This is a genomic window from Methylobacterium sp. WL116 (assembly GCF_008039455.1).
GTDB lineage: Bacteria > Pseudomonadota > Alphaproteobacteria > Rhizobiales > Beijerinckiaceae > Methylobacterium.
In genome coordinates this window covers 1-2169 of sequence record NZ_VRUV01000660.1, presented here as the reverse complement: position 1 = coordinate 2169, position 2169 = coordinate 1, and the positions used below count along the sequence as shown (strand labels likewise).

The 2169-nt window shown below is 70.4% G+C and carries 4 protein-coding genes and 1 pseudogene; all 5 read right to left on the bottom strand.

Annotated elements, in window-relative coordinates:
- Window positions 1-215: hypothetical protein (locus FV223_RS25930; RefSeq protein WP_147729630.1), on the bottom strand; the 215-nt coding region annotated here is incomplete at its 3' end.
- A complete protein-coding gene (locus tag FV223_RS25925) occupies window positions 212-559 on the bottom strand; it encodes a hypothetical protein (protein ID WP_147729629.1) in 348 nt (115 codons plus the stop codon). The genes FV223_RS25925 and FV223_RS25930, both read right to left, overlap by 4 nt.
- Complete coding sequence (locus FV223_RS25920; protein WP_147729628.1) at window positions 550-996, bottom strand: hypothetical protein; 447 nt, start codon at window positions 994-996, stop codon at window positions 550-552. Before FV223_RS25920 ends, FV223_RS25925 begins: the two co-directional genes overlap by 10 nt.
- 40 nt (window positions 997-1036) lie before the next feature.
- Window positions 1037-1798 (bottom strand): nucleotidyltransferase family protein, encoded by a 762-nt coding sequence (locus FV223_RS25915; protein ID WP_147729627.1) that lies wholly within the window; start codon window positions 1796-1798, stop codon window positions 1037-1039.
- A gap of 35 nt (window positions 1799-1833) precedes the next feature.
- Window positions 1834-2169, bottom strand: a pseudogene (locus tag FV223_RS25910) (bifunctional tRNA (adenosine(37)-N6)-threonylcarbamoyltransferase complex ATPase subunit type 1 TsaE/phosphotransferase); the annotation flags it as partial.

The following is a 2169-nucleotide window of genomic DNA, read 5'->3' as shown; positions in this document are numbered from 1 at the left end:
TCGCCCAGCCGCGCCGCCAGGCGCTTGGCCAGCTCCTTCGCCACGCCCGGCGTCGGTAGGTAGATCGTGACGGCGGCGAGCGCGAGCGGGTCGCGCCCGAGATCGCCGACGAGGCGCCCGTCGAGCAGCGCATCGACCAGCGTCGGCAGGAACGGCGCGCCACGGGTGATGGTGAAGACGTGGGCGTGTGGGTCGGTCGGGTCGATCTGGGTCAACCGAGGATCCGTTCGCGCTCGTGCGAGAAGTTGAGCACCTTCCTGCCCGACATCGCGCTGGTGCGGTAGAGGTGGAGGTCGTCGGTGATCAGGGTGACGTCCGGCTCCCGCGCGTTCGGGATCGAGACGTCGTTGAGGGGCAGCCTGTCGAAGTCGACGGAACCGACGGCATCCGCGCTCGGCGCATACGTCTCCGTCGCCGCCTCCGCGAAGCAACGGAACGCCTCGAGAACCGGAGCCAGGCGGGCCTGGTCGAATTGTCGGATCTGGCACGAGGTCTCGGCAAGGACGTTCGGCGTGGCGGCGAAGATCGCCGCATCCCCGATCCGGAGCTTCAGCAGCACGAAGTCGTCGATCGTGTGGATGCGCGCGCGCCGATGCGCGGCGATGCATGATCGGGAGGCGGTCCCGACGAAGAGCAGCAGAAGCAGGTTCGTGTCGACGAGCAGGCGTCCGGCACTGAAGGTTCGACCCGGCGGTCGGTGACGGAGACGACGCGGCCGTCATCGTCCTTGAGGTGCACCACCTTGTAGGATCGTTTCGGATCGAGATCGCGCCCGAGAGCGGTCACGAGCGGCTTGGACGCGTCCCAGGGCCGCGAAAACCTGACGGTGATGAGCCGCTGGTTCAGCGCGTCGTCGAACCGGATCTCCTCGAGACCGATGTTCGTCGGCTGCTCGGCATCGAAGACCGCGGCGGCGTAGTCCTTCGCCTTGGAAACCGCTTCCTTCACGTCCACCGGGACCTCCGCAGCGACCAGGGCCATCCTCGATGCGAGCAATCTAGAGGTTCCGCATCCGTTCCTCAAACGGAATCGCGGCTCACCCCTCCTGCGCGCTCACCCGCACGCGCTCCTCGGCGGCGCGGATCGCGTCGGGCGTGCCGACGTGGAGCCATTGGCCGTCGAGCCGCAGCCCGGACAGGCGGCCCGCCGCGATCGCCCGGTCGAACAGCAGGTTGAGCGAGAACGCGCCGTCCGGCGTGTCGGCGAACAGCTCCGGCTTCACGATGGCGACGCCCGCGTAGATGAAGGGGGCCACCCGGCGCTCGCCGCGCCGTTCCAGCCGGCCGTCGGCGTCCATGACGAAGTCGCCCGAGCCCTCGTAGCCGAGGCTCGTGGTGGTCGGCGCCACCAGGAGCAGGATGTCCATCCGCGCCGCGTCCCAGGCCTCGATGAGCCGGGCGAGGTTCGGGGTCGGGCCCTCCAGCCAGAACGAATCCGAGTTGAACACCACAAAGGGGTCCGCGCCGACCAGAGCGAGCGCCTTCTTCACGCCGCCGCCGGTCTCGAGCAGGGTCTCGCGCTCGTCGGACACGACGATCTTCGGAAGGCCGACGCGCTTGGCCAGGTGCCCCTCGATCAGGTCCGGCAGGTAGTGGACGTTGACCACCGCCGTCTCGATCCCGCCCTCCGCCGCCCGGTCGAGGGCGTGGTCGATCAGCGCCTTGCCCGCGACCTCCACCAGGGGCTTCGGCACCGTGGCGGTGACCGGGCGCATGCGCTTGCCCAGGCCCGCGGCGAGGACGAAGGCGCGGGTGATCGCGGCTTGCGCGGTCGGCGGCGAGGCGGGGGTGTCGCTCATGCGCGGGGCTCGCGAAGGAGAGGTCGGACGGCGGTTCAGGCGGGCTCGGCCGGCGGCTCGGCGCGTCCGAGCAACCCCGGAAGGTGCTGCAGGTGCCAGTCCCGCAGGGACGCCAGCGCCGGGTGGGCGAGGTTGCGGGCGAGGTAGCCCTCGATCCGCGGGATGTGGGCGAGGTAGGCCGGCTTTCCGTCGCGCAGGTTCAGCCGGGCGAAGATGCCGAGGATCTTGGTGGCGCGCTGCGCCGCCAGGATGGCGTAGGCGGTGGCGAAGCCCTGCACGTCGAAGGCCGGATCGCGGGCACGGCGCTCGCGGGCGTAGAGCCCGAGCAATCGGAGCTCGAACTCGGCGTTGGCGTCGACCCGGGCGTCCTG

Coding starts and splice junctions, on each gene's coding strand:
- FV223_RS25915 (WP_147729627.1), bottom strand. CDS start 1,798: ATGAGCGACACCCCCGCCTCGCCGCCGACCGCGCAAGCCGCGATCACC.